This window comes from Herbaspirillum sp. WGmk3 (assembly GCF_023952535.1).
Taxonomy (GTDB): Bacteria; Pseudomonadota; Gammaproteobacteria; order Burkholderiales; family Burkholderiaceae_D; genus Herbaspirillum; species Herbaspirillum huttiense.
Window position 1 is genome coordinate 59974 of record NZ_JAKYWT010000004.1, and the last position, 19621, is coordinate 79594.

The 19621-nt window shown below is 62.6% G+C and carries 20 protein-coding genes; 5 read left to right on the plus strand and 15 right to left on the minus strand.

Annotated elements, in window-relative coordinates:
- Position 1: 1 nt before the first annotated feature.
- The 4 genes from ssuD to MKD49_RS16005 form a co-directional block, all read right to left on the minus strand.
- Complete coding sequence (gene ssuD, locus MKD49_RS15990; RefSeq protein WP_252696801.1) at positions 2-1153, minus strand: FMNH2-dependent alkanesulfonate monooxygenase; 1152 nt, start codon at positions 1151-1153, stop codon at positions 2-4.
- 48 nt (positions 1154-1201) lie between these two features.
- Complete coding sequence (locus tag MKD49_RS15995) at positions 1202-2185, minus strand: aliphatic sulfonate ABC transporter substrate-binding protein (RefSeq protein WP_252696802.1); 984 nt, start codon at positions 2183-2185, stop codon at positions 1202-1204.
- A 112-nt stretch (positions 2186-2297) separates the two neighbouring features.
- Entirely contained in the window at positions 2298-2894 is a 597-nt protein-coding gene (ssuE, locus tag MKD49_RS16000; protein ID WP_252696803.1) for an NADPH-dependent FMN reductase, read from the minus strand.
- A gap of 63 nt (positions 2895-2957) precedes the next feature.
- Positions 2958-3971 (minus strand): sulfate ABC transporter substrate-binding protein, encoded by a 1014-nt coding sequence (locus tag MKD49_RS16005; protein ID WP_039790387.1) that lies wholly within the window; start codon positions 3969-3971, stop codon positions 2958-2960.
- A gap of 331 nt (positions 3972-4302) precedes the next feature.
- Here MKD49_RS16005 and MKD49_RS16010 point away from each other — a divergent pair, with 331 nt between their 5' ends.
- Positions 4303-5088 (plus strand): IclR family transcriptional regulator, encoded by a 786-nt coding sequence (locus MKD49_RS16010; protein ID WP_034329682.1) that lies wholly within the window; start codon positions 4303-4305, stop codon positions 5086-5088.
- 91 nt (positions 5089-5179) lie between these two features.
- On the opposite strand, the gene pbpG is transcribed toward MKD49_RS16010, so the two are convergent.
- Together pbpG and MKD49_RS16020 are read right to left on the minus strand one after the other, a co-directional pair.
- Complete coding sequence (pbpG, locus tag MKD49_RS16015) at positions 5180-6280, minus strand: D-alanyl-D-alanine endopeptidase (RefSeq protein WP_121038858.1); 1101 nt, start codon at positions 6278-6280, stop codon at positions 5180-5182.
- Positions 6281-6716: 436 nt separating this feature from the next.
- The gene (locus MKD49_RS16020; protein WP_252696804.1) at positions 6717-7478 is read right to left on the minus strand and encodes a class I SAM-dependent methyltransferase; all 762 of its coding nucleotides are present in this window, start codon (positions 7476-7478) and stop codon (positions 6717-6719) included.
- A 130-nt stretch (positions 7479-7608) separates the two neighbouring features.
- On the opposite strand from MKD49_RS16020, the gene MKD49_RS16025 reads away from it, so the two are divergent.
- Entirely contained in the window at positions 7609-8415 is an 807-nt protein-coding gene (locus MKD49_RS16025; protein ID WP_252696805.1) for a helix-turn-helix transcriptional regulator, read from the plus strand.
- Positions 8416-8439: 24 nt separating this feature from the next.
- On the opposite strand, the gene MKD49_RS16030 is transcribed toward MKD49_RS16025, so the two are convergent.
- Positions 8440-9339 carry a DMT family transporter gene (locus MKD49_RS16030; protein WP_134221928.1) on the minus strand — a complete coding sequence of 300 codons (900 nt, stop codon included), beginning with the start codon at positions 9337-9339 and terminating at the stop codon, positions 8440-8442.
- Between the two features lie 44 nt (positions 9340-9383).
- Entirely contained in the window at positions 9384-10292 is a 909-nt protein-coding gene (locus tag MKD49_RS16035) for a histone deacetylase (protein WP_371925478.1), read from the minus strand.
- 386 nt (positions 10293-10678) lie between these two features.
- Between MKD49_RS16035 and MKD49_RS16040 the strand changes: the two genes are divergently transcribed.
- Positions 10679-11242, plus strand: coding sequence for a phasin family protein (locus MKD49_RS16040; RefSeq protein ID WP_145603080.1), 564 nt, complete (start codon positions 10679-10681; stop codon positions 11240-11242).
- An 81-nt stretch (positions 11243-11323) separates the two neighbouring features.
- On the opposite strand, the gene MKD49_RS16045 is transcribed toward MKD49_RS16040, so the two are convergent.
- The 5 genes from MKD49_RS16045 to MKD49_RS16065 all read right to left on the minus strand — a co-directional run bounded on the left by MKD49_RS16045 (position 11324) and on the right by MKD49_RS16065 (position 15999).
- The gene (locus MKD49_RS16045) at positions 11324-12130 is read right to left on the minus strand and encodes a molybdopterin-binding protein (RefSeq protein ID WP_252696806.1); all 807 of its coding nucleotides are present in this window, start codon (positions 12128-12130) and stop codon (positions 11324-11326) included.
- Between the two features lie 113 nt (positions 12131-12243).
- Positions 12244-13089, minus strand: a complete 846-nt coding sequence (locus MKD49_RS16050) for an EI24 domain-containing protein (RefSeq protein WP_121038840.1) — start codon at positions 13087-13089, stop codon at positions 12244-12246.
- Positions 13089-14075, minus strand: a complete 987-nt coding sequence (locus MKD49_RS16055; RefSeq protein ID WP_252696807.1) for a sterol desaturase family protein — start codon at positions 14073-14075, stop codon at positions 13089-13091. Before MKD49_RS16055 ends, MKD49_RS16050 begins: the two co-directional genes overlap by 1 nt.
- A gap of 81 nt (positions 14076-14156) precedes the next feature.
- On the minus strand, positions 14157-14978 hold the full coding sequence (locus tag MKD49_RS16060; protein ID WP_252696808.1) for a polysaccharide deacetylase family protein: 822 nt from the start codon (positions 14976-14978) through the stop codon (positions 14157-14159).
- 28 nt (positions 14979-15006) lie between these two features.
- Complete coding sequence (locus MKD49_RS16065; RefSeq protein ID WP_252696809.1) at positions 15007-15999, minus strand: beta-propeller fold lactonase family protein; 993 nt, start codon at positions 15997-15999, stop codon at positions 15007-15009.
- Positions 16000-16323: 324 nt separating this feature from the next.
- Here MKD49_RS16065 and MKD49_RS16070 point away from each other — a divergent pair, with 324 nt between their 5' ends.
- Together MKD49_RS16070 and MKD49_RS16075 are read left to right on the plus strand one after the other, a co-directional pair.
- Entirely contained in the window at positions 16324-16680 is a 357-nt protein-coding gene (locus MKD49_RS16070) for an FKBP-type peptidyl-prolyl cis-trans isomerase (protein WP_039787583.1), read from the plus strand.
- Between the two features lie 18 nt (positions 16681-16698).
- Positions 16699-16956 (plus strand): acyl-CoA-binding protein, encoded by a 258-nt coding sequence (locus MKD49_RS16075; protein WP_034340818.1) that lies wholly within the window; start codon positions 16699-16701, stop codon positions 16954-16956.
- 111 nt (positions 16957-17067) lie between these two features.
- On the opposite strand, the gene MKD49_RS16080 is transcribed toward MKD49_RS16075, so the two are convergent.
- Both MKD49_RS16080 and MKD49_RS16085 read right to left on the minus strand, forming a co-directional pair.
- Positions 17068-18048 (minus strand): D-glycerate dehydrogenase, encoded by a 981-nt coding sequence (locus tag MKD49_RS16080; RefSeq protein ID WP_252696810.1) that lies wholly within the window; start codon positions 18046-18048, stop codon positions 17068-17070.
- A 50-nt stretch (positions 18049-18098) separates the two neighbouring features.
- Positions 18099-19511: a sodium:proton antiporter gene (locus MKD49_RS16085; RefSeq protein WP_371925479.1), complete on the minus strand. Its 1413-nt coding sequence runs from the start codon at positions 19509-19511 to the stop codon at positions 18099-18101.
- Positions 19512-19621 lie beyond the last annotated feature (110 nt).

Here is a 19621-nt window from a genome sequence, read left to right on the forward strand (position 1 = left end):
CTCAGCTTGCCGACACGCGCACAGGCGCGGGCTTGGGCAGTTCGGTATTGCCGACGATCTCGCCGAAAGGACCGGCCAGGCCTTCGCGCTGGGTGCGCGGCAGCAGCGGGAACACCAGTTCGGCAAACCGGTAGGATTCTTCCAGGTGCGGATAGCCGGAGAGGATGAAGGTATCGATGCCCAGGTCAGCATACTCCTTGATACGGGCAGCCACGGTCGGGCCATCGCCCACCAGCGCGGTACCGGCTCCGCCGCGCACCAGGCCGACGCCGGCCCACAGGTTGGGGCTCACTTCCAGCTTGTCGCGGCGGCCGCCGTGCAGGGCAGCCATGCGGCGCTGCCCTTCCGAGTCCATGCGGGCGAAGTTGGCCTGGGCCTTGGCGATGGTCTCGTCGTCCAGGCGGCTGATGAGTTCGTCGGCGGCGCGCCAGGCGGCTTCATTGGTATCGCGCACGATCACGTGCAGGCGGATGCCGAAGCGCAGCGTGCGGCCGGCCTTGGCGGCGCGTTCGCGTACGCGGGCGATTTTTTCGGCCACGGCCGCCGGGGGTTCGCCCCAGGTCAGGTAGACGTCGACCTGCTCGGCGGCCAGGTCGATGGCTTCGTCCGAGGAGCCACCGAAGTACAGCGGCGGATACGGTGCCTGCACCGGAGGATAGAGCGCCTTGGCGCCTTTGACGCTGAGGTGCTTGCCCTCGAAGTTGGTTTCTTCGCCGGTGTGGGTCTTGGCCAGCACGTCGCGCCAGATCTTGAGGAATTCGTCGGACACTTCATAGCGCTCGGCATGGCTGCCGAAGATGCCATCGCTCTCCTGCTCCACCGGATCGCCACCGGTGACCACGTTGATGAGCAGACGGCCATTGGAGAGGCGGTCGAAGGTCGCGGCCATGCGCGCCGACAGGGTCGGCGCGGTCAGGCCGGGGCGCACTGCCACCAGGAATTTCAGGCGCTGTGTCGCATCGATCAGGCTGGCTGCAGCTACCCAGGCGTCTTCGCAGGAACGTCCCGTGGGCAGCAGCACGCCATCGTAGCCCAGGGTATCGGCCGCCACGGCAATCTGTTTCATGTAGTCATGGGTCACCGGGCGCGCACCTTCGGAGGTGCCGAGATAGCGGCTGTCGCCGTGAGTAGGGATAAACCAGAAAACGTTCATGCTTGACTCCTGAGCTGCTGGACTAGAGGTGGTCGATGTCAGTGTTGTTTATTTGAGGACGGCGTCGCTGACCTTGAGCTGCTTGGGGATCAGCTTGAGTTCAAAGAAGGCGTCGGCGATCTTCTGCTGCTCGGCCAGCACCTGGGCATCGACCGGCTTGTAGACGTGGGCATAGCGCTTCAGGCCGGTCTGGATGATGTCGGCATCCAGGCCCTGGATGGGCGCCAGCTGGGCGGCGGCTTCAGCAGTGTGGGTACGGACCCATTCGCCTTCACGGGTGATCTCTTCCAGCAGGATCTTCTGGACCTGCGGATTCTTGGCCGCGAAGGGACGCGCACTCAGGAAAAACTGGTGGTGACTGACCGCGCCCACGCCCGAGGCCAGGCGACGTGCGCTGACCTGCTTTTCAGCAGCGGCCTGGAACGGATCCCAGATCGCCCAGGCATCGACCGCACCGCGTTCGAAGGCGGCACGGGCGTCAGCCGGGGCCAGGTAGACCGGCTGGATGTCGCTGTACTGCAGGCCGGCCTTTTTCAGCAAGGCCACTACCAGCCAATGCACGTCCGAACCCTTGTTGAAGGCGATCTTCTTGCCCTTCAGTTCGGCCACGCTCTTGATGGGTGAATCCTTTTGCACCAGCAGGCCTTCGGCCTCCGGGGTCGGGATTTCATAGGCGGTGTAGACGAAGTCGGCACCGGCCGCTTGCGCAAAGACCGGCGGCGCTTCACCGACGTAGCCGAAATCGACCGAGCCCACGTTGAGCGCTTCCAGCAGTTGCGGACCCGCCGCGAACTCGGCCCACTTCACTTCCACGCCCAGCGGCTGCAGGCGCTTTTCCAGCGCGCCGTGGGCTTTGAGCAGCACCAGGGTATTGGCGGCTTTCTGATAGCCGATGCGCAGCAGTTTGGTTTCCTGCGCCTGCACCGGGGCTGTGCCCAGAGAGAAAGCCAGTGCGCCCAGGGCGATGGCCGAGAGGCGCTGCAGGGTGCGGCGACGCGGGAAATGAATGGTCTTGTTCTTGTTGGCGGACACGATGTTTTCTCCAGATTCCAGAATGCGGGCGTGCAGAGGGCCATCCGCTCTACCAGCCGGTTCTTTTTGCAAGTCGGATTGCGCTGCCGGATCAGGGCCGGCCAGCTTCAGCTCAGTACGACACGCTGTACTGCAGCTGCGAGAACGGAATCTCGCGGAATTCTTCAGGTGCGATCTTGTGCAGCGCTTGCAGGCTGGCCGAGAGCTGCTCCACGCCTTCATTGACGCGGGCTTCGATGGGCGCATCCAGCACCAGGCCGTTTTCTTCACTCCAGGTCACCTGCGCCTCGGTGGCGTAGATGCTGGGCAGCACGTGCTTGGGGTTCAGCGACGACAGCACCGGGCGCAGCGCATAGTCCAGGGCCAGCATGTGCGACTGGCTGCCACCGGTGGCCAGGGGCAGCACCAGCTTGTTGGTCAGGCCGAACTGCGGCAGCAGGTCCAGGAAAGCCTTCAGGATGCCGCTGTAGGCCGCCTTGTAGACCGGGGTGGCGACCACCACGGCCGAGGCTTCTTCGACGGTAGCCAGGGCCGCCTTGATGTCCGGATCGTTCCAGTCGGCGCGCAGGATGGCCTGCCCCGGCAGGTCGCGCACATCCAGGCGCGCGTAGCGGTGGTCCAGGTGGGCCAGCTTGTCGCCGACGTGGTGCAGCAGACGGGTGGAACGGGAGGGTGCCGAGGGGCTGCCGGCCAGTAACAGGATAGTCATGTCGTGTGCTTGTGCTGAGGGGTGGATGGAACCGGCCGGGCCGGTCCCTCTTGCAGGTTCAGGTCACTTCTTGTTGGGTGCGTAGAGCTGGTCGAAAGTACCGCCGTCAGCAAAGTGCGTCTTCTGCGCCTTCTGCCAGCCGCCGAAATCCTTGTCGATGGTCACCAGGTTCAGCTTGGGGAATTGCGAAGCGTACTTGGCAGCGATCTTGGGATCGATGGGACGGTAGTAGTTCTTGGCGATGATTTCCTGGCCCTGTTCCGAGTACAGGTACTTCAGGTATTCCTCGGCCACCTTGCGGGTACCGCGACGGTCAGCCACCTTGTCCACCACGGCCACCGGCGGCTCGGTCAGGATGGAAATCGAGGGCGCGACGATGTCGAACTTGTCCGGGCCCCATTCCTTGAGCGAAATCAGGGCTTCGTTTTCCCAGGCCAGCAGCACGTCACCGATGCCGCGCTCGACGAAGGTGATGGTGGCGCCACGGGCACCGGAATCGAGCACCGGCACGTTCTTGAAGAGCTTGGCGATGTAGTCGCGGGCGGCGTCGTCGCTACCGCCCTTCTGCTTGGCATAGGCCCAGGCCGCCAGGTAGTTCCAGCGGGCGCCGCCCGAGGTCTTGGGGTTGGGGGTGATGACGGAGACGCCCGGCTTGATCAGGTCACCCCAGTCCTTGATGCCCTTGGGATTGCCCTTGCGCACCAGGAACACGATGGTGGAGGTATAGGGCGAGCTGTTGTGCGGCAGGCGCTTTTGCCAGTCGGCCGGCAGCAGCTTGGCCTTTTCCGAGATTTCGTCGATGTCGTAGGCCAGGGCCAGGGTCACCACGTCAGCGTCGATGCCGTCGATCACCGAACGGCCCTGCTTGCCGGAGCCGCCGTGAGAAGCCTTGATGGTGACGTTGTCGCCGGACTTTTCCTTCCAGTACTTGGCGAAGGCCTTGTTGTAGTCGGCGTAGAGTTCGCGCGTCGGGTCATAAGAGACATTGAGCAGCGAAATATCGGCCGCGTGCGCCAGCGAGGCGGCTTGCGCCAGCACCAGGGCGGCGGCGACCGATTTGATGATCTTCTTCAGCATATCCGTTCCCGCATGTTCTGTTGTTTTGGAGCACACAGGTTAATGAGCCTGCAGACCAAAAAGAACGAATACTTTCTTCTCTCGATATGCGAAAAACAGATATGAAAGAACACGGCGCCGGAATAAGGATCCCTGTCTATATAACCAAAGTCTTGGTTGAGGAGACGAGCGTGCTGAAATCGTACCAGGCTGCCCTCCCCGCCCGACGCGGCTTTCCGGCCCTCACATCGGGCTATGTGAAGCTCTCGTCACGCAAGAAAAGCACGACCGGACTTTTTGTTCTTTTCACATTGTGGTATAACCTTCATATTGCAACGCACCAGGCCGCGCCATGAAAAAAGAAGCTGCAGGCGAGACAGAACAGATTTCAATCCAGGTCATCGAGCGCATGGTGTCGCTGCTCGACGCGCTGGCGGAGTATCCCGACCCGGTGAGCCTGAAGGAATTGTCGGCGGCGACCGACCTGCATCCGTCGACGGCGCACCGCATCCTCAACGACCTGGTCGTGAAGCGCTTCGTTGACCGCGTGGAACCGGGCACCTATCGTCTGGGCATGCGCCTGCTGGAACTGGGCAATATCGTCAAGAGCCGGCTGTCGGTGCGGGAAGCGGCGCTGGACTTCATGCGGGCGCTGCATCGCAAGACGCACCAGACGATCAACCTGTCGGTACGGCAGGCTGATGAAATCGTTTATATCGACCGCTCCTTTTCTGAACGTTCCGGCATGCAGGTGGTGCGCGCCATCGGCGGCCGCGCGCCGCTGCACCTGACCTCGACCGGCAAACTGTTCCTGTCGGTGGACGATCCCAAGAACGTGCGCGCCTATGCCACCCGCACCGGGCTGGCCGGACACAACAAGAACTCCATTACCGACCTGACCAAGCTGGAGCGCGAACTGTCCATGGTGCGCGCGCTGGGTTATGCGCGCGACAACGAGGAACTGGAACTGGGCGTGCGCTGCATGGCCGCCGGCATCTGCGACGACAGCGGCAAGCTGGTGGCGGGCCTGTCGATCTCGGCCCCGGCCGACCGCCTGCAGGATGAATGGGTGGATGACCTGGTCAGCACGGCCAGCCAGATTTCATCGGCGCTGGGATATCGCAAGGATCGCGGCTGAAACCTCACCCCGCTGCATTGGAAACCAACGCAAGGCATAAAAAAAGCGAACCCTCAGGTTCGCTTTTTATTTGCGGCAGGTGAAGCAAGAATCAACCCTCGTCCGCCCGCACCATCTTCACGCGGGTCAGGTTGGGCTGGTCTTCCACCAGCCACTTGCGCATGCGCGCGGCATCGCCCACATGCGACAGGCGGCCCTTGGAGTCAAGAAACACCATCACGATGGGACGGCCTTCGATACGGGTATACATGACCAGGCAGTGGCCGGCTTCGTTGATGAAACCGGTCTTCTGCAGGCCGATATCCCACTCCTTGTTGGAGGTCAGGCGATTGGAGCTGTTGTACTGCATGGCATGGCCGCTGGGCTCGACCATGTACTTGGGATCAGTGGAGTACTGGCGAATGATCGGATAGTTGTAGGCCGCCACCACCAGCTTGGCCAGGTCACGGGCGCTGGCCACGTTCTGGCTGGACAGGCCGGTCGAATCGACATAGCGGGTATCGGTCATGCCCAGCGAACGGGCCTTGGCGTTCATGGCCGCCACGAAGGCCGGCAGGCCGCCCGGGTAGTTGCGGCCCAGCGCGGAGGCAGCACGGTTTTCGGAGCTCATCAGGGCGATGTGCAGCATGTCATCGCGGCTCAGGGTCGCGCCCACGCGCAGGCGCGAGCTGCTGTGCTTTTCGCGGTCGACGTCGTCATCGGTGACGGTCAGGGTTTCTTCCATGTTCAGGCGCGCTTCGACCACCACCAGCGCGGTCATCAGCTTGGTGACCGAGGCAATGGGGAGCGCAACTGAAGAATTCTTCTCGAACAGGACTTGCGAGCTGGCCTGGTCGATCACCAGCGCCACGTTGGAACGCAGGCCGACCGGATCAGGAGTGAGATTGAGGCCGGCCAGATCACCGGCGGTCATCACCGGCGGCACCACCGGAATGGACGGCGCGGCCGAAACGCGCTGGTAGCTGATGTGACGCTTGCCCTTGACCACGCTGACCTTGCGGACCAGTTTTTCGCGGTTGTTCAGGGAGCCTTTGGCCACCGTCTTGCTGACGGCCTGGGCCGGGCGTTTGGCCACGACTTTCTTGGCCGGCGCTTTCTTGGCGGCATTGTTGACCGTCTGGGCAGCGGCAGGAGCCAAACCAGCGTGGATGAACAGTAGTGATGTGAAAATGGCCAGCGCTGATTTGATCATAGGTGGAACTCCCCCCAATTTACCCTGAAAGTACACAAGAGAAACGTTGGCAGTGTAGCAAAATGCAGATTTTTCGCAAGAGAATTAAGACGTTAGCGCATTTTTTTAAACGCGTTTCTATCTCCGCGCCCGATCCGGTGCCCCACACTTTTTCGGGATTTACTGCAAATTTGCCGGGTGGCTGCTCGATGTTTTTCGAATTTTCTCAAGCAAAACCCAGGCCAACGAGACGGCATATTACCAGTCTAGCTGTCAGCTTTCGGTCACAATCACGATAACAGACGGCAATACTGACCCCAGATGTTCGCTTTACGATAATCCAAAGTGAATTGATAACGAGGCAGTGTCACATATCGTTGACGCCCCGTCTCCTGCCTTCAAGGGCGGGGACGGGGCGTTTTCATTGGCCGGGATTGAACGCGCCGGCCTGGTCCGGTCAAGGCTTGCGCGCATCCAGCATGGCTACGTCGATGGAGAAGGAACAGGCCGCGTCGAGGGCGAAATACTCCTTCACCTCGCCGGGCGCAGCCTGCCACAGGGCGCGAATGGCGGTGATGTTGTCTTGCGGCGTGCGCATGCGGGCCACCCATGTATCGAATTCCAGGCGCAGCTTCCAGGTCTTGTCGCTGGCGATGGCAAAGCCGGCGCCGCGCAGCAGCTTGCGCCAGGAGTTCAGGCTGACATTGCGTACATGTGAAGTATCGCGCAACAATTCGATGGCCTGCACATAGGTATCCGCCAAGACATCCGCCGGCGCGGCAGTGTCGATGACGATGAAGCGTCCACCCGGCTTGAGCACGCGAAACGCTTCATTCAGGGCCTGCGGCAACTGACGCCAATGGTGGGCCGAAAAGCGCGTGCAGACCAGGTCGAAGCTGGCATCAGGAAAATCCAGCCGGTCGGCACTGCCCTGGCGCACGGCCAGATTCTCAAGGCCGCGCTCGATTGCGGCGCTGGCCACCACCTTCAACATCTCTTCGGACAAGTCATAGGCAATCACCTTCTCCACCACCGGTGCCACGGCAAAACTGGCGTGGCCGCCGCCGCAGCCCAGGTCCAGCACGCGTGCGCCAGGGATGGAGGCAGCGATCTGCGCCAGCTCCTGCAGGTCGGACCCTTGGGCATGGACGCTGCTGGTGAGGTAGGCGGCGGCGGTACTGCCGAACTGTTCGGTGACGACTTGCTGATGGCTGCGCATGGCGGGGCTCCGGGGTGATATGAAGGAAAAGACAGCAGTGCTGTGAAGGAAACGCCAGTCTAGCGAATTCTTATCCTGTTACAAGTGAAGCATTTATACTATTACCCCGACCACCACCCTGCCCGTCTTCATGGAACCCGACCTCGCCCGCCGCGCCCTTGGCGACTTCCTCAAATCCCAGCGCGAACAGACCGCACCAGCCCAGGCCGGCCTGCCGCATCTGGCCCATGGACGGCGCCGCACCCCCGGCCTGCGGCGTGAGGAAGTGGCGCAACTGTGTGGCATCAGCGTGACCTGGTACACCTGGATCGAACAGGGGCGCACGGATTCGGTCTCGCCCCAAGCGCTGGCGCGCATCGCCGATGCGCTGCACCTGCCACGTGCCAAACGGGCCTACCTGTTTGAATTGGCGGGAAAGAAAGATCCGGTGTTGCCGGAGCAGCAGGCCGCCACCGTGGTGGCGCCGGAAATCCTGGAAGTGGTCAGCCAGTTCCGTGCCCCGGCTTATTTGCTGGACCGCTATTGGAATGCCGTGGCCTGGAATCCGGCGGCGAGGAAGCTTTTTGCAGGGTGGCTGGATGGCAAGGAAAAACCGCCCAACCTGCTGCGCTTCATGTTCAGCAGCGCGGCCGCGCAATCATTGACGGTGGAATGGGAACAACGGGCGCGGCGGCTGGTGGCCGAATTCCGCGCCGATAGCGCCAGCCTGCTGGATGATCCGGAACTGCTGGGGCTGGTGGAGGAATTGTCGGCCGCCAGCCCGCTCTTCCAGCGGGCCTGGCACCTGCAGGATGTGATCGAACGTGAAGGTGGCGAGCGCCGCTTCCAGCATCCGCAGCTGGGGGAACTGCTGTACCGTCAGGTCAATTTCCGCGTGGCCAACCGCCCCGACCTGAAGCTGGTGACGCTGATGCCGGGCGCGATGACGCCCGGCTGAAGAACGTCACCACACCGCAATGGATTACTTGCGCACCACGAAGGCCACGCCGATCACACCCACCAGCATGCCCAGCGCACCGATGAGGCTGAACGCTTCACCAAACATCAGCCAGGCCATGACGGCCGTGGTCGGCGGCGTCAGGTACAGCAGACTGGTGACGCTGGTGGCAGCACTGCGCCGGATCAGCGCAAACAGCAGGAAGATCGCGCCAATCGACAGCGCCAGCACCGACCACAGCAGTGCGCCGATGAATTGCGGTGTCCAATGAACGTTGCTCAACTGCCAGTCCAGTCCTTCGACGACCACGGCAAAGGGCAAGACGACGACGATGGAAGCCATGAACTGGATCGCCGTGCCGGTGCGCAGATCGAAGTGGGCGCAATAACGCTTCTGGTACAGCGTACCGGCCGTGATGCACAGCAAGGCAAAGACGCACAGCGCGATGCTGGCAGTGGACAGGCCAATCAGTGAAATCTTGTTGGCCACCACCAGCCCTACCCCGCACAGGCCCAGCGCCAGGCCAATCCACTGCCGGCCCTTCACCGACTCGCCCAGCAAGGGGGCGGCGAAGGCAGTGAGGATGGGTTGCAGCCCGACGATCAGGGCCGACAAGCCGGCCGGCATGCCGATCTTGATGGCGCACCAGACCCCGGCCAGGTAACCCGCCTGCAGCAGCACACCGGCCACCGCCACATGGCGGATGCGGCCGTGCGGCCAGGGGGCGCGGAACAACAGCACCAGCGGCAGCAGGACCACCAGCACGCCGGTGAAGCGCAGCAGCAGGAACGTCAACGGCGGCGCATACGGCAGGCCGAACTTGGCCACGATGAAGCCGGTACTCCAGATCAGCACGAACAACAAAGGCACCAGGCTCATCAGGAGCTGGCGAGGCCGGCGGGCACCGGCGGCGGATTGCATCATTTCTTTTCCATCAGCGGGCGCACGGGGGTGCTGCCCGGGTCATCTCATCGTGCGCTCCAGCGGGCAGCGTGGAGGCTGGCGAGTCTTATCGTTTGTATGTGTACGGCGACGGTCTGTTCGATATCTCGTCCGTAACCGCCCGCCATCGTAACCGCAACCGGGATTTTATGCTCGCGGGCATGGCCGAAGACCGTCTCGCCGCGGGCCGCCAGTCCGCCCAGGGTCAGCTTCATCTTGCCCAGGCGGTCGCCCTCATGCGGGTCGGCCCCGGCCAGATAGATCAGCAACTGCGGGGCGAAACGCTGCTGCAGGGTGTGCAGGGCGTCGCGCAGAGCTTGCAGGTAATCGGCATCCCCCACGCCATCTGGCAAGGCCACGTCGAGGTCGCTCTGCTCTTTCTCGAAAGGATAATTGTTCTCTCCGTGCAGCGACAAGGTGAACACTGAATCATCACGCGCCAGGATGGAAGCGGTGCCGTTGCCCTGATGCACATCCAGATCGACGATGGCCACCCGCGCCGCACGGCGTTCCGCCTGCATCAGCCGGGCCGCGATGGCGGCGTCGTTGAAGACGCAAAAACCTGCACCATGATCGGCGTAGGCGTGATGCGTACCGCCGGCCAGGTTGACCGCGATTCCCTCGCTGAAGGCGGCGCGGCAGGCGGCAATGGTGGCTCCTGAAGAGCGGCGCGAGCGTTCGACCATCTGCGGTGACCAAGGGAAGCCGATCTCGCGCTGTTCGGCGGCAGTCAGCTCGCCGGCACTGGCGCGGGCGATATAGTCCGGATGGTGGGCCAGCGCCAGTTCGCCGTCGCTGGCGGGCTGAGCCTCGTGAAAGTCCAGATCCGGCACGGCAGCCGCAGCCCCCTCCCGGATCATCCGGTACTTCACCATCGGGAAGCGGTGGCCCGGTGGCAGGGGTAAAACGAAGTGATCACTGTAGTACGCTTTCACATTGATTTTCCGTTACGTTGATGTGATTGCCGCATTGCAACAAAACGCTTTGCTGCGCAGCGCAAACGATTGCGCGACCCGCAACGATAACCGCTTTTGATGCTGCGACGCAAAAGCTCATCCGGAATGGCATCTCTTTTCAGAAAATTCCTAAAACAACGCTAAGTCCTTGATTAGACTTGGATCAATTTTGAAGCGCTTTTTATGATTCCCGTGCATTGAAACGTTTGACTTTATGCACGATTGAACTAGAATCCGCCTTGTGCATCGCATCATATTCAAAGAAGAAATTACATCGGGGATCCACCTGTCAACACTGATCGGTCCGTAAGCAATCACTGTCGCTGCTTTGTTCATCAACCCATCAACGAGAAGGATGTTTCAACATGACGACCTACACCGAGCAATTTTCCGCCGCTGCCAAAGCCAACGCTGAAGCGCAAATCGCCCTGTTCAACCAGCTGGCCAGCAAGACCTTTGAAGGCGTGGAAAAACTGGTGGACCTGAACCTGAAGGCTGCCAAGTCCTCGCTCGAAGAAACCCAGGCTGCTGCGCAAAAGCTGTTCTCGGCCAAGGATCCGCAGGAATTCTTCACCCTGACCAGCTCGCACGCCCAGCCGACGCTGGAAAAGTCGGTGGCCTACGGCCGTCACCTGAGCGGCATCTTCTCCAGCACCCAGGCTGAACTGACGAAGGCTGCCGAAGCCCAGATCGCCGAAGTCAACCGCAAGGTCGTGGCACTGATCGACGAAGCCGCCAAGAATGCACCGGCCGGTTCCGAGCAAGCCATCTCGATCCTGAAGTCCACCATCGGCAACCTGAGCGCAGGCTACGAGCAGTTCACCAAGAACGCCAAGCAAGCCGCTGAAGTGCTGGAAGCCAACGTGACCAACGCCGTGGACCAGATCTCCCAGGCCGGCGCCAAGGTGACCCGCGCAACCAAGAAGTAATCTCCGGGTTCTCCCGCAGAAATGAATGCCCCGGTCTGGCCGGGGCATTTTTTTTGACCTGCGCCAACGCCGGCAGCGGCCTCAGTTGCTGATCTGATACTCGGCGTGCAGCGCGCGCAGACCGTCCTGCATCTTCTCGAAAGCCGGCTCCACCTGGGCCGGGTCACCCTTGACGCCCAGGTCGATGTGGCGGCGGGTCTTGTCGTCGCCCACGTGCGGCAGGCTGAACACCTTCACCAGCGGGAATTGCGCTTCGATGGCTTCCATCAGCGGGGTCAGGGTCGATTCCATCGCTTCGAACACCAGCATGGAGCGCTCGGCCCAGGCCTGGCGGTGGAACTGGTCGGCGTAATGGGTCTCCAGCACCCATTCGAACATCGGCCAGGCCATCACCGGGAAGCCCGGCGCAAAGTAATGCGCACCGGTGCCGCTGGTGTTGTTGAGCCAGAAACCGGGGATCTTGTTGTAGGGGTTGGGGATGATGGAGGCGCCCTGCGGGAATTCGCCCATCTTGAGGCGGTGCAGGTTGTCCGCTGCGTTGAAGTCGGGCGTGGTCCCGGCTTCGCGGGCCATGTCGGCGATGCGCTCCTGGATCTTATCCTTGGCTTCGGGATGCAGCACCAGCGGCACGCCCAGTGCAGCGGCCGCGCACTGGCGGGTGTGGTCGTCAGGGGTGGCGCCGATGCCGCCGGTGCAGAACACCACGTCGCCAGTGGCAAGAGTGCGCTTGAGGGTGGCGGTGATGCGCTCGGGGTCGTCGCCGAGGTACTCGGCCCAGGACAGTTGCAGTCCACGCTGGCTGAGCAGCTCCAGGACCTTGGGGAAATGCTTGTCGATGCGGCGGCCCGAGAGGATCTCGTCGCCGATGATGATGAGTCCGAATGCCATGAGTCTGTCTGCCCGATAGGTTGATGAAACACTGCGGCGATTATGCCCGATTCGGGCCGGGGACGGATTGCCCTGCCCCGGGTTCGTCTCGGGCAGGGACCATCAAACCGGCGTCAACGTGGCGTCACGTCGATGACGTTGGTGTCGGCAGGACCATCGGGTGCCTGGCCGCTGCGATAACGCAGCAGCGCTTCCAGGCAATAGAACTGGAACCACAAGCCGGTGAAGACGAACACCACGACGTACAGCCAGATCGCCACCGCCGCCAGCGCCGGCAGCAGGATCACCGACAGCACCCCGCCCAGCCACAGCAGCGTCGGTGCCGCACCGAGCGCACCGGCGATGGTGCCCACGGCCAGCAGCGGCCAGCGATGCAGGTGCAGGACGGCACGCCGTTCTTCGGTGCTGGCGTAGTCGGCCAGGGTGTCATAGGCCATCACGCGATAAGTCAGCCAGCCCCACAGCAGCGAGTGAATGACGAAGGCCAGCGGCGGGATCAGGAATACCCAGATCGTGGCCAGCCACAGCACCGTGAAGACGGCGAAGCACCACAGCGAGGTCCACAGGCTGCCGGCCACGCTGCCGCCGTGGCGCTTGTCCAGCATGGGATAGTGGCGCATGCCGATGTGACGGGCGATGGCAGGGATGGTGAACAAGCCGACGAACACCAGCGCCGTCAGGATCATCAGCGGCAGCAGGGTCCACATGGCCAGCAAGGGTACCAATACCGTTTTGAGCGCCCCCATGCCGAACCAGGCCAGCATGCCACCGATCTCGCCGAACATGCCGTGCGAGACGAAGTAGCCCTGCAGCCAGTCGATGATGGGTTGCAGCCCCAGCCACAGGCAAACCGCCCACAAGCCCAGCGACACGACGAAGGGCAGCACTGTCAGCCACAACATGCGGATATGCAATTGCGCCAGCAGGGCACGCCCGAAGGAAGCGATGAACAGGCGCATCAGCGGGGCTTCCTGCGGGTGAATTCGACCAGGCGTTTCAAACCCAGCCATTGCTGCGCCCAGAAGCCGCGTCCGTAGTCGCGTCCCTTGCCGGCCGGCGGCGGCAGCTGGTCGCGCACGCCGGTCATGGCGAAGCCCTGGCTGAAGTGGGCGGTGCGGAAGAGCACATCCCAGATCGGGAACAGCACCGCGAAGTTGTATCCGCCCAGCGAATTGCGGCCCCGGCTTTCATGGCCCAGCCCGATGGCGTGATGGGTGCGGTGAAAGCGCGGCGACACCAGCAGGTATTCGCCCAGGCGGCCGAAGTGGATGCGCACGTTGGCATGCTGCAGGCTTTGCAGCATGCGCGAGAGCGACACCAGCAGAATGTATTGCGAGGGTTCCACGCCGATCAGGACGGCAATCAGGCCGAAGATGATGTCGTGCACCAGGTTGTCCAGCATGTGGTTGCGGTCGTCGCTCCACAGGTTCATGTTCTGCTGGCTGTGGTGCAGGCTGTGCAGCGCCCACATCCAGCGCACGTTGTGCTGGGCCCAGTGGTAGATGTATTCACACAGGTCCAGCACCACCATGTAGAGCAGGAAGCTCACCAGCGCGCGGTCGGTCACGCCGGGCCAGACCTGGTCGAGATTGAAGGTGCCCCAGCCTTCCAGGTGCAGGGCTTCGGAAAGATACGAAAGCGCCGGATCGAGCAGCAGGAAGGCGATGATGGGGATGATGCCCAGGCGCTGCAGCACGGTGTAGATGAAATCGTTCCAGCGGGCGCGCGGGTCGGTGATGGGATGCACCGGGATGGCAGACTCCAGCGGGCGCAGGATCAGGAACAGGATCACCAGCTCACAGATGCCTACCAGGACGAATTCAGTGCCGGTGAAAGCTTCTTCGACGAATTCCCCCATGCCGATGAAGAACACCAGTGGTTGCACCAGTGTTTCGAAGAGCCAGCCCTGGACGGTGGCAAAGAGGTCGGAAATGGTCTGGATCATGGATAGCGTTGATTCGGTGTGACGGTGGCGGCGGCAGCTCCCCTCCCCTGGGCCGGCGCCGGTTTGGACTGGTGTCCGGGATCAGCGTTCCTTCCCGGCGGCAAACAGGTGGCGGTAGGACGGATGCTCGCGCAGCGTGGCAAAGCAGAACCCCTTCTGCTCCAGCCCGCTGATGAGCGGCTCCAGCACGGCTGGCGCCCACGGATCCTGGCGCGACCAGATACCCATATGGGCCAGGAAGATATCACCATCCTTGAGCCCGTCCAGGGCTTTCTTCAACAGCATCTCGTTGGGGAATTTGTCGCTGGGCAGTTCATCGCCCGAGAAACCAGCGGGGGCCCAGGCCACATGGGCATAGCCGCAGGCTTCGCCGGCCTTGAGCAGGTTGTGGGTCAGTCGGCCACCGGGCGCACGCCAGAGCGGATCAAGCTTGTGGCCGGTCAGTTGCTGGAAGCGTTGATCGACACGCTTCATTTCCTCGCAATACTGGGCCGGCGTCCATTGCAGCTTCTTGCCGGCTTGCGCCCCGAACTGCGGACGTACCTCGATCTTGCCCTCGGGCAGGTCGCGCACCACGTAGACGTGGTCGAAGGTATGGGTGCCGAAGGCGTGCCCCTCGGCCACCAGCCGCTTCCACAGCGGTGCCCAGGCAGGATCCAGGGAATAGTCGCCGTGGATGGTCTTCTCGTTGGCGAGGAAGAAAGTAGCCTTGATGTGGTGGCGCTGCAGGGTCTGCTCGATGAGTTCGGCCTGGGACTGGCTGCCGGTATCGAAGGTGAGGTAGATCCTGCCCTTGCAGGCGGGTGCTTCCGGCGCCGCCGATTGCGCAACGGCCTGGCCAGCCGCCAGGATGGCGAACAGGCACAGGCCGCGCAGGGAGGGTTTCAAAGGACGCAACGTCATCGGCAGGTCCTCCACGATGCGTCCGCCATTACAGATCCGGCGCGCGGTTGTACAGGTAGATGCCGTGCGGCGAGCGGCCTACCGGAATCACCTTGGTCACCGAGCGGGTTTCCAGGTCGATCACGGCGACCTTCTTGCTCCAGCGCAGGGTGGCCCACATGGTCTTGCCATCGGCGGTCACTTCCATGCAGTCCGGGCCGCCGGGGACCTTGATGGTGCCGACATTCTCCAAAGTGGTCATATCGACCACGCTGATGGTGTTGGCCACGCGGTTGGAGACGTAGACGTAGCGTTTGTCGCCCTGACCACGGAAGTTGTGGGCACCGATGCCGGTCTTGATCTTCTTGACCATCTTCTGGGTGCGCCAGTCGATCACTTCGACGTAGTCGCTGCCCATGATGCCGACCATCAGGTACTTGTTGTCGGGGGTCATGATGATGCCGGCCGGCAGCTTGCCTACCGGCATGGTCCACTTGACCTGCTGGGTGGCGAGGTCGATGGCGCTGATCTGGTCGCTGCCCTGCTGGGTGATGAAGGCGGTGGTGCTGGCGTTGTCGAAGGCGATGTGGCTGGGGGTCTTGGCCAGCGGGATGCGCTTGGACAGCTTCAGGTCCTGGCCGTCGTAACTGTAGACATCGACCCGGTCCAAACGCAGGCCGGTGGCAACGAACCACTTCTGGTCGGGCGTGAAGCCGATCTGGTAGGGATCGATGATGTCGCGCAGCTTGCGCTGCACAGCACCGGTCTTGGGATCGAGGAAGAGCAACTGGTTGCCGGTGGCGCTGGCCACGATCAAGGACTTGTTGTCCGGCGTGGCCATCAGGTGGTGCGGCTCCTTGCCCACCGAGAAGGTCGACAACTCCTTCTCGCCGGTTTCGTCCAGCAGCGATACCGAAGCGTCACCGGAGTTGAGTACCACGACGACGTTGGCATGGGCCGGGGCGGCCATACAGGCCAACACGGCCGAGACAAAGGCGGCGCGCAGGGAAAGGGATAAAAGTTGGCTGAATCGACGCAACATGAAGAACTTTACTCAAAAATGCCTGATCTATCGTGCCAGAGCAGCCCCTGGAGCACGTCCTCGGCTCTTAACGCTCGCTGCAACGATCCCGCTGACAGCCCACTGAAGCAATATGAAAAATTTCTAGATTTTTGGTTTACACTGCCTGCCGATCCGGTCGCATGACGCCACCGGGGCGGCCTGAACACCAGTCGCAGCGCACCTGCGACGCCTGATGCACGGCCTGGCACACGCAATGTTTCCACGAAGCATTTCACTGGGTCAGCAGTGGTCAGGAATCTGGCCACATGGCCGCCAACCCATCCCCTCACCGAAAGGAAACCGATGTCCATCATCACCACAGCTTCCGGGCTGCAATATGAAGAAATCAACGTTGGCGCTGGCGATGAAGCCAAGGCCGGCAGCCACGTCACCGTGCACTACACCGGCTGGCTGCAGAACACGGACGGCACCGCCGGCAGCAAGTTCGATTCCAGCAAGGACCGCAATGACCCGTTCGCCTTCCCGCTGGGCGCCGGCCACGTCATCAAGGGCTGGGATGAAGGCGTGCAAGGCATGAAGGTCGGCGGCACCCGCAAGCTGATCATCCCGGCAGGCCTGGGCTATGGTGCCCGTGGCGCGGGCGGCGTGATCCCCCCGAATGCCACCCTGATCTTCGAAGTCGAACTGCTGGCCGTCTGAGCCAGAGGGAGGAGAGACATGAGCACCCTGCAAGAACAGTTCGAAGCCGCCGTGGCAGAATCCAAGAGCCTGCCCGAGCGTCCCGACAACATGACCCTGCTGAAGATGTATGGCCTCTACAAGCAGGGCAGCAACGGCGACGTGCAGGGCGAGCGCCCCGGCATGACCGACTTCGTGGCCCGCGCCAAGTTCGACGCCTGGGCCGCCCTGAAGGGCAAGCCGCAAGCTGAAGCGCAGCAGGAATACATCGACATCTTCAATGAATTGAAGGGTTGATGCAGGCATGACGGCGGCATCCCCGGATGCCTGCCGCCTGCCGATGAAGAAACGGGCGCACCTGGTCTCAGGTGCGCCCGTTTTGTTTGATGCTTCAGCAGGCGCGGCGAATCAGCGCGCCGCCACGTCCGGATTGAGCAGGTTGGGCGGACGCTCGCCCGACAGCGCCGCGATCAGGTTGTCAGCTGCACAGTTGGCCATGGCCAGGCGCGTGGGCGTGGAGGCGCTGGCGATGTGCGGGGTCAGCACGACGTTGCTCAAACCGAGGAATTCCGGCTTGAACGAAGGTTCATTCTCGAACACATCCACCCCGGCGGCAGCAATACGGCCTTCACGCAGGGCGGCGATCAGCGCTGCATCATCGACGATGCCGCCGCGCGCGATGTTGGTGAGCGTGGCGGTCGGCTTCATCAGCGCCAGCTCGGGGGCGGCGATGGTGTGGTGCGTGTCCTTTGAGTAAGGCAATACCAGCACGACGTGGTCGGCCTGTTGCAGCAGATCTTCCTTGCTGACGTAGCGGGCGTTGTTGGCGCGCGCTTCCAGCTCGGGGGCCAGGCGCGAACGGTTGTGGTACAGCACCTGCATGTCGAAGCCCAGCGAACGGCGGGCGATGGCCTGGCCAATACGGCCCATGCCGATGATGCCCAGGGTGGCTCCATGGATGTCGGGGCCGACGAAGCTGTCATAGCTCCACTTCTTCCACTTGCCGGCGCGCAGGAAGTGCTCGGATTCTGTGATGCGGCGCGCAGCCGCCATCATCAGGGCCCAGCCGAAGTCGGCGGTGGTTTCATTGAGCACGTCGGGCGTGTTGGTGGCCATGACGCCGGCTTTTGTAGCGGCAGCAACATCGATGTTGTTGTAGCCCACGGCCATGTTGCAGACCGCCTTCAGTTGCGGATTGGCGGCGAAGAGCGCGGCCGTCACCGGCTCGCTCGGGGTGGTGAAGAGGCCATCCTTGCCATTGGCCTTGGCCAGCAGCTCATCGGCGCTGTAGATGCGGTCATCCTGGTTGGATTCGACCTCGAAATGCTGCTCCAGGCGCGCCAGGACTTCAGGGAAGACGGCGCGGGCGACGAAGATCTTGGGTTTCATGCGGGTCTCGTGGTCTCGGTTTCGTTATCGGAAGAAAGCGGGGTTAGCACTCAGAAGAACAGGAAGCTCATGACGATGAACAGCGGCACCAGGATGCCCACCGACCACGCCATGTAGCCGAAGAAGCTCGGCATGCGGATGCCGCGCTCCTCGGCGATGGCCTTGACCATCATGTTGGGCGCATTGCCTATATAGCTGTTGGCCCCCATGAAGACGGCGCCGGCGGAGATGGCCGCCAGCGTCGAGGCCAGCAGCCCCATCAGTTCCCGCGCATCGCCGGAGGCAGTGTTGAAGAACACCAGATAGGTCGGCGCATTGTCGAGGAAGGAAGACAGCACGCCTGTCATCCAGAAATACATCACGTCGTCCGGTTTGCCGTCCGGCCCGGTCACGGCGTGCACCACGGCGGCAAACGCGCCCTGCTCGCCCGCCCGCAGCATGGCGATCACCGGGGCGATGGTCAGGAAGATGGCGGCAAAAAGCTTGCCCACTTCCAGCATGGGCCCCCAGCCGAAGTCATTGCCAGCGCGGGCAGATGTTGGCGTGAGCCACAGCGACAGCAGGATCACGCCCAGCAGCGCGCCATCGCGCAGCAGGTTCTGCCATTCCAGCGGCGTGCCCAGCACCTCGGTCGCCACGCCCGGTTTCCACAAGCCGCTCATCAGTACCAGACCGACCACTGCGCCCAGCAGCAGGAAATTGAACTTGCCTTCCAGCCGCAGCGCCGAGTCCGGCGTGGGATCGAGCGGGCGGCGCTCTTCGTGGTTGAGATAGAAATGGCGATCCAGCAGATAGAAGATCAGCAGCAACGCACCGCACAGGAAGGCCATCGGACCCAGCAGATGGCGCGCGGTCCAGAAGAAATCCACGCCCTTGAGGAAGCCCAGGAACAACGGCGGATCGCCCAGCGGCGTCAGTGAGCCGCCCGCATTGGCAACGAGGAAGATGAAGAACACCACGACGTGGACCGTGTGCTTGCGGTCATCGTTGGCGCGGATGAGCGGGCGGATCAACAGCATGGCCGCACCGGTCGTGCCCATGACGCTGGCCAGCAAGGTGCCCAGTGCCAGCAGTCCGGTATTGAGTGCGGGCGTGCCATGCAGGTTGCCGCGTACGCAGATGCCACCGGCCACGGTGAAGAGCGCGGTCAGCAGGATGATGAAGGGAAGATATTCCGCCACCAGCGCATGCACGCTGATGGCCAGGGCCGCATGCGCACCATGCAGGGCCGCAAACGGCAGCAGGAAGGCCAGCGCCCAGGCGCCGGCGATCTTGCCGAAATGGTGATGCCACATGGCCGGGGCCAGCAGCGGCAGCACGGCAATGGACAGCAGAACGCCCGCGAACGGCAAGGCCCAGGCCAGGGACAGCCCGGCACCGTCGAGTTCGGCACTCCACCCCGGCAGGGGGAAGAGCACAACCAGCAAGGCGAAAATGGCGGAAGAAGTATGTCGGGTCAGCAAATGTCGTCCTGATGGAAGGCAGAAGGAGAAACTCCCCGGGACCACCTGCGGCGCAGGTCGTCACGAGGAGTCACACTATAGCAGCCGACATGCGGCCCGCATGCCCAAAA

Excerpts from the sequence above, each read along its gene's own strand:
- ssuD (WP_252696801.1), bottom strand. The coding sequence starts at position 1,153 with ATGAACGTTTTCTGGTTTATCCCTACTCACGGCGACAGCCGCTATCTC.
- ssuE (WP_252696803.1), bottom strand. The coding sequence starts at position 2,894 with ATGACTATCCTGTTACTGGCCGGCAGCCCCTCGGCACCCTCCCGTTCC.
- MKD49_RS16005 (WP_039790387.1), bottom strand. The coding sequence starts at position 3,971 with ATGCTGAAGAAGATCATCAAATCGGTCGCCGCCGCCCTGGTGCTGGCG.
- MKD49_RS16010 (WP_034329682.1), top strand. The coding sequence starts at position 4,303 with ATGAAAAAAGAAGCTGCAGGCGAGACAGAACAGATTTCAATCCAGGTC.
- pbpG (WP_121038858.1), bottom strand. The coding sequence starts at position 6,280 with ATGATCAAATCAGCGCTGGCCATTTTCACATCACTACTGTTCATCCAC.
- MKD49_RS16020 (WP_252696804.1), bottom strand. The coding sequence starts at position 7,478 with ATGCGCAGCCATCAGCAAGTCGTCACCGAACAGTTCGGCAGTACCGCC.
- MKD49_RS16025 (WP_252696805.1), top strand. The coding sequence starts at position 7,609 with ATGGAACCCGACCTCGCCCGCCGCGCCCTTGGCGACTTCCTCAAATCC.
- MKD49_RS16030 (WP_134221928.1), bottom strand. The coding sequence starts at position 9,339 with ATGATGCAATCCGCCGCCGGTGCCCGCCGGCCTCGCCAGCTCCTGATG.
- MKD49_RS16040 (WP_145603080.1), top strand. The coding sequence starts at position 10,679 with ATGACGACCTACACCGAGCAATTTTCCGCCGCTGCCAAAGCCAACGCT.
- MKD49_RS16045 (WP_252696806.1), bottom strand. The coding sequence starts at position 12,130 with ATGGCATTCGGACTCATCATCATCGGCGACGAGATCCTCTCGGGCCGC.
- MKD49_RS16050 (WP_121038840.1), bottom strand. The coding sequence starts at position 13,089 with ATGCGCCTGTTCATCGCTTCCTTCGGGCGTGCCCTGCTGGCGCAATTG.
- MKD49_RS16055 (WP_252696807.1), bottom strand. The coding sequence starts at position 14,075 with ATGATCCAGACCATTTCCGACCTCTTTGCCACCGTCCAGGGCTGGCTC.
- MKD49_RS16060 (WP_252696808.1), bottom strand. The coding sequence starts at position 14,978 with ATGACGTTGCGTCCTTTGAAACCCTCCCTGCGCGGCCTGTGCCTGTTC.
- MKD49_RS16065 (WP_252696809.1), bottom strand. The coding sequence starts at position 15,999 with ATGTTGCGTCGATTCAGCCAACTTTTATCCCTTTCCCTGCGCGCCGCC.
- MKD49_RS16070 (WP_039787583.1), top strand. The coding sequence starts at position 16,324 with ATGTCCATCATCACCACAGCTTCCGGGCTGCAATATGAAGAAATCAAC.
- MKD49_RS16075 (WP_034340818.1), top strand. The coding sequence starts at position 16,699 with ATGAGCACCCTGCAAGAACAGTTCGAAGCCGCCGTGGCAGAATCCAAG.
- MKD49_RS16080 (WP_252696810.1), bottom strand. The coding sequence starts at position 18,048 with ATGAAACCCAAGATCTTCGTCGCCCGCGCCGTCTTCCCTGAAGTCCTG.